The following is a 5,705-nucleotide window of genomic DNA, read 5'->3' on the forward strand; positions in this document are numbered from 1 at the left end:
GGTGAGCGTTAGCTGGTGGGGGACCTGGCTGCCGTTGGCGGTATCAAAGCGGCCTTTTTCGCGCAGGGAAAGGCGTTGCTGCACGCCGAAACGGTGTTGCTCATCAATGATGGTGAGCCCGAGCCGGTGGAATTGCACCGCTTCCTGGAACAGGGCGTGGGTACCGACAACAATCCGGGCGCTGCCATCAGCCAGTGCCGCATTGGTTTCCCGACGGGCTTTGATGCCCAGGCTGCCGGCCAGCCAGTGAACCTCGATGCCCAGCGGTGCCAGCCAGTGGCGGAAATTGTCCCGGTGTTGCTCTGCCAGCAGTTCGGTGGGTGCCATCAGGGCCACCTGATAACCGGATTCGATAGCGGCGAGGGCCGCCGCTGCCGCCACCAGTGTTTTGCCCGATCCCACGTCCCCCTGCACCAGCCGTAGCATGGGGTGGGGCTTGGCCATGTCACCCATGAGCTCACCGATGACGCGCTGCTGCGCCCCGGTCAGGGCAAAGGGCAGGCTGGCCTGCAGTTTTTCAAACAGCGTTTGCCCGCTGAGCCGCGGGGCATGGAAGGCTTTCTGTCCGGCCCGTTTTTGCAGCATGCCCAACTGGTGAGCCACCATTTCTTCCATGACCAGACGTTTCACCGCCGGGTGCTTGCCTTCCAGCAGCAGGTTCACCGGGTCATCCGGGTTCGGGTTATGCAGCTTGCTGAGCGCCTGGGTCAGGCTGGGTAATCCGCTCTGATCCAGCAATTGCGCGGGGATCAATTCCTGGGGCGGGTGTGCCTGCAAGTAATGTAGCGCCTGGCCGGTCAGGTTGCGCAGGGTTTTCTGGCTGACGCCATCGGTGGTGGGATAGACCGGGGTCAGGGCTTTTTCCAGTGGCGGCAGGCCGCTGTCGGCATAATCCAGCTGGTATTCCGGATGGTAGAACTCCAGCCCGGCGGAGCCGGGGCGGGGCTCGCCGTACACGCGAATGGTTCTGCCGCGCTCCAGGTTGTTCTTCTGGGCGGCGCTGAAATGGTAGAAGCGTAGCGTCACCATGCCGGTGCCGTCGGCCACTTTACACAGCAGTGAACGGCGGCGGCCGAAGATCACATCGGCGGCCATCACCTGCCCTTCGATGACGACGCCGGTTTCCGGGCGCAGGCCGCCGATGGGGGTAATACGGGTGCGATCTTCGTAGCGAAACGGTAGGTGGAAAAGCAGATCTTCCAGATTGTGCAGGCCCAGTTTAGCGAGCCTTTCGGCAGCAGCAGGGCCCACGCCTTTCAGGCGGGTGATGGGGAGGCTGGAGAGGCTGTCACTGGCCATGGTTGGGCAACACCGCTGTAGGAGCACCTCTCGAGGTGCGAATCGGGTTCCAGCGTCTTGCCTGGGTAGGGTTCGCACCTCGAGAGGTGCTCCTACAGGGAGAAACCTTCCTGCCCATCGTTATCCCGACAATCCTTCCTTGGGCACCGCCTGGCGCAGTACTTCGATGGCCTTGGGCCGAGGAAAGCTGTCGCGCCAGACCAGGGCGATGGTCCGTGAGGGCACCGGCTCTTCAAATGGCCGCACGGCAAAGGTGTCCTTGTTGTAACCGTGCTGATGGAGGGCCGAATTGGGTAGCACGGTAATGCCCAGCCCGCCGGCGACCATATGACGCAGGGTTTCCAGGGAGCCACCTTCGATCTGCACCAGGTTGCGTTGGTGTTGGGAATCGATAGCCGGGCACAGCTCCAGCACCTGGTCACGGAAACAGTGGCCTTCGCCGAGCAGTAGCAGGGATTCGTCGAGTAGCTGTTCCGGGGCGATTTTCTTCTGCGCTGTCCAGGCATGGTCACCGGGCAGGAGCACGGAGAAGGATTCCTCGTACATGCGGGCCCGTACCAGACCGCCACCGGAAAAGGGCAGTGCCACGATAATAGCGTCCAGTTCGCCATGTTCCAGCTTGCGTCGCAGCACGTGGGTGTAATTTTCTTCGATGAACAGCGGCATCTCCGGCGCTGCTTCGCGCACCCGCGGCACCATGGTGGGGAACAGATAGGGGGCGACGGTAAAGATCGCCCCGACCCGCAGCGGCGAGCTGAGCTGGTCGCGTTGGCTCGTGGCCATCTGGGAGAGCAGGTCAGCCTGTTCCAGCACGCGCTGGGCCTGGGCGACAATGGGCTCGGCCTGGGGGGTGACGACCACTTCGCGGGGGCGCCGCTCGAACAGGGGCATGCCCAGTTGTTCTTCCAGCTTTTTAATAGCCGCACTGAGGGTCGGTTGGCTGACGTTGCAGGCCTGGGCGGCGTGGCCAAAGTGGCGTTCACGGGCCAGGGCGACCAGATAGCGTAGTTCTGTTAGTGTCATGGCATTGATACACTTAATCGATTGAATGCCATTGTGCATATTAAAGGCGCCGGACGCTAGATGCCGAATGCCCGACGTGCGGTCTGCGTCTGGCATGGGGCATCCAGCGTCTGGCGCTCCGTAAGGAGCGTTATGTCTCACATTCTTATTGCCGGCCTGGGTGACCTGGGCACTGGCCTGGCCGAACAATTAATGGCGGGCGGACATCGCATCAGCGCGATTCGTCGCGGCACCCAGGCGCCTGCCGGGGTGGAGCTGTACAGCCAGGATCTCACCGAAGGTGCAGCCATGCTGCCGCCGGACCCGGTGGATCTGCTGGTGATTATCATGACGCCGTCAGAGTACAGCGAAGAAGGTTATTTGCAGGCCTTTGTGCGTGCGCCACTGATCCTGCTGGAGGCATTGGGGCGCCAGCAACCGCTGCCCCCGGTGGTGTTCGTTTCCAGTAGTGCGGTTTTCGGCGATCTGGAAGGCGTTGTCGATGAGCTGACCCCGCCGCGCCCGGGGCGTTATAACGGCAAGGTATTGCTGGCGGCGGAAGAAGAGATCAGCACCCGCAGTTTGAGTACCGTGGTGCGCTTCACTGGCATCTACGGGCCGGGCCGTTATCGGCAAATCGACAAGGCAGCCAGGCTGGCCCGTGGAGAAGAAAGCCTGCCGGCGCCCCAGTGGACTAATCGCATTCACCGCGACGACTGCGTGGGCCTGCTGCACAGCGTGGTGCTGGGCTGGCTGGAGGGCCGTGAAATGCCGCCGCTGGTGATCGGCACCGATGCGGTAGGTGGCCGCAATCTGGATGTGCTGAAATGGTTGGCGGACCAACAGGGGCTGACCCTGGCGGTGCCTGATGAACCGGCCACTGGCAAACAGGTGCGCAGCCTGTATATCCAGCAAGGGCACTACACCTTGCGCTATCCGGGTTACCCGGAGGGGTATGCACAGGTGCTGGCGGAGAGAAGCAGTTGAAAGTTCAAAGTTAAAAGTTGAAAGGCGCGGGTTGGATTGGATCAAAGCTGAAGCTCTGGGTCCGCGTGCCAACTCAGATGGTCGTGCTGCCCTCTGTGGTAAAAAACGCTTTTGACCTGCCTCCAGCTATCAACATGGGGCGCGGGCACGGCGGTTCTGTCACGCCCTGCCTGGCCCGCGTTTAAACTTCCAACTCGCTCCTTTGAACTGATCCCAAAGCGCATTCCCGGCCAAATCACGCTAAAATCGCCATCTGTCGGCCGGGAACGTGATCATTGGTTGTTTTTTCGCCGATAGGCTTGCCTCCGGCGCAGGCATTAGTAAAGTGTGCGCCTCAAATTTTTCTGTGTCGGTGCCGGGGTAGATGCCGATGCGCTGCAAAAGCCCGTGATGGGCGCGATGGAGTAACGCGAATGAGCACGCCGGTTGCCGTGGTAATGGGGTCCCAATCTGACTGGGAGACCATGAAAGAAGCCTGTGACGCCCTGACCCAATTCAATGTGGGTTGGAAGGCCGAAGTGGTATCGGCTCATCGTACCCCTCAGCGCATGTACGACTTTGCCAAAAGCGCCCACGAGAACGGCTACAAGGTGATTATCGCCGGCGCCGGTGGCGCGGCGCATTTGCCCGGCATGATTGCCTCCCTGACCCCGCTGCCGGTGCTGGGTGTGCCGGTGAAAAGCCGTACCCTGTCTGGCTGGGACAGCCTGCTGTCCATCGTGCAGATGCCCAAGGGCGTGGCCGTGGGCACCCTGGCCATCGGCGCGGCGGGCGCCTGGAATGCCGGCCTGCTGGCTTCCCAGATGTTGGCGGCGGACAACCCCGAACTGCTACAACAAATCGCCGACTGGAAAGCCTCCCGCGCGGATGAGGTGTTGGCCAATGCAGAGCTGGGGCAGGGCTGATCCCCTGGCTCCGTTCTTTTCCCTGTTTGCTCTGACGGATCTGCTATGAATCGCGTACTTGTTCTTGGTGGTGGCCAGCTTGGCCTGATGATGGCAGAAGCCGCAGCTCGGCTGGGGCTGGTGGTGGACCGTTACGACCCGGAGCGGGCATTGCTGTTGCCGGGCACTTCGGACCTGGCCGTGCCGATCAGCTGGGAAGAATGCCTGGAACGCTACCCGGTGATTACTGTGGAACGTGAAGCCTTCCCGGACACCGGTTTTTCCGCAGAACTCGCGCAGAGCGATCGTTGTGTGGCGCGCGGCGCCCTGCAAGTGATCCCCGACCGCTTCACCCAGAAAGCGATGCTCGACAAGCTGGGCATTCCCACGGCGCCCTGGGTGACCCTGGACAAGACCGACGACCTGCATGATGCGGTGGCGCAGTTTGGTGGCGTGGTCGTGAAGGCCCGTAGTGGCGGCTATGACGGTCGTGGTACCTGGATTGTGGGCGAGGGCGGCGACCTGTCTGCTGTGCCTGCCGCAGAGTTGGCCGGCAAGGCCATCGTCGAGAAAAAAATTCCGTTCAGCCGCGAACTGTCCATCGTCGGCGCGCGCAGTATCAGCGGCGAAANCCTGTTCTACCCGCTGACCCGCAACTGGCACGTGGACGGCATTCTGCGCCTGAGCCTGGCACCGGCCAACGCCTGTTCTGATCTGCAGAAACCCGCCGAGCAGATGCCCAAGGGCATCATGGAAGAACTGGATTACGCCGGCGTCATGGCGGTGGAGTTCTTCGAAGTGGATGGCCAGCTGATGGTCAACGAGATTGCCCCGCGGGTGCACAACTCTGGCCACTGGACCCACGAAGGCGCGGACTGGTCCCAGTTCGACCTGCATGTCCACGCCCTGGCCGGTGTGCCCCTTCATGCCCTCAACGTCCACGGGCCCTCCGCCATGGTCAACCTGATCGGCACGCCTTTCGAAAACGCCTGGCTGCAACATCCGGGTGTGGTGCACTGGTATGGCAAGAGTGTGCGGCCGGGCCGCAAGGTGGGCCACGCCAATCTGGTCGCCGGTACCCTGGAAGGCCTGCGCGAAGGGCTGGATGTCTGGGCCGATGTGCTGCCTGAAGGCTATCAGGCGGTGCTGGATTCTGAGCTGGATCTGGACTGATTTTGAGTGGCGAGTTGAGCGTTCAAAGTTGAAAAGCGCGGCATTGCCGGGAGCCATCCGAAACCGGCTTTAGCAGCGCCGCAGCACCGGGAAACAATCAAAACTGAAACTAATCGCAGGCGCCGGCGGGCATCCCAGGTATCCTGCACTTTTCAACTTTCAACTTTCAACTTTCAACTTTCAACTTGAAACCCCTCCCCCTTCACGTTTTGCTGGCCGTGCCAGCTTACACTGTCCATAGTGCAAGGCAGGAAAAGGCGGAACGGTTGTGATCATGACACTTTCTCTGGGGCGTTACCGGCGCCTGATCCTGTTGGTCATGGTGATGGCGCTGGTCCTGATTACCGTGGAACTGACGGG

General features: G+C 61.6%; 5 protein-coding genes. 3 read left to right on the forward strand and 2 right to left on the reverse strand.

From position 1 onward, the window contains the following. Together A3730_RS17595 and A3730_RS17600 are read right to left on the reverse strand one after the other, a co-directional pair. Nucleotides 1–1,299 (reverse strand): ATP-dependent DNA helicase RecG (locus tag A3730_RS17595; RefSeq protein WP_156501238.1); only part of this gene is annotated, 1,299 nt, incomplete at its 3' end. 120 nt (nucleotides 1,300–1,419) lie between these two features. After that, nucleotides 1,420–2,322: a hydrogen peroxide-inducible genes activator gene (locus tag A3730_RS17600; RefSeq protein ID WP_063538571.1), complete on the reverse strand. Its 903-nt coding sequence runs from the start codon at nucleotides 2,320–2,322 to the stop codon at nucleotides 1,420–1,422. Between the two features lie 132 nt (nucleotides 2,323–2,454). On the opposite strand from A3730_RS17600, the gene A3730_RS17605 reads away from it, so the two are divergent. From A3730_RS17605 to A3730_RS17615, 3 genes are all read left to right on the forward strand, one after another. Next, complete coding sequence (locus tag A3730_RS17605) at nucleotides 2,455–3,288, forward strand: NAD-dependent epimerase/dehydratase family protein (protein ID WP_063521191.1); 834 nt, start codon at nucleotides 2,455–2,457, stop codon at nucleotides 3,286–3,288. 413 nt (nucleotides 3,289–3,701) lie between these two features. Continuing rightward, nucleotides 3,702–4,193, forward strand: coding sequence for a 5-(carboxyamino)imidazole ribonucleotide mutase (purE, locus tag A3730_RS17610; protein ID WP_007150426.1), 492 nt, complete (start codon nucleotides 3,702–3,704; stop codon nucleotides 4,191–4,193). Between the two features lie 45 nt (nucleotides 4,194–4,238). Next, complete coding sequence (locus A3730_RS17615) at nucleotides 4,239–5,345, forward strand: 5-(carboxyamino)imidazole ribonucleotide synthase (RefSeq protein WP_063538569.1); 1,107 nt, start codon at nucleotides 4,239–4,241, stop codon at nucleotides 5,343–5,345. The last annotated feature ends 360 nt before the right edge of the window (nucleotides 5,346–5,705 follow it).

The sequence above is a fragment of the Alcanivorax sp. HI0044 genome (assembly GCF_001634945.1).

Coding starts and splice junctions, on each gene's coding strand:
- A3730_RS17605 (WP_063521191.1), top strand. CDS start 2,455: ATGTCTCACATTCTTATTGCCGGCCTGGGTGACCTGGGCACTGGCCTG.
- A3730_RS17600 (WP_063538571.1), bottom strand. CDS start 2,322: ATGACACTAACAGAACTACGCTATCTGGTCGCCCTGGCCCGTGAACGC.
- purE (WP_007150426.1), top strand. CDS start 3,702: ATGAGCACGCCGGTTGCCGTGGTAATGGGGTCCCAATCTGACTGGGAG.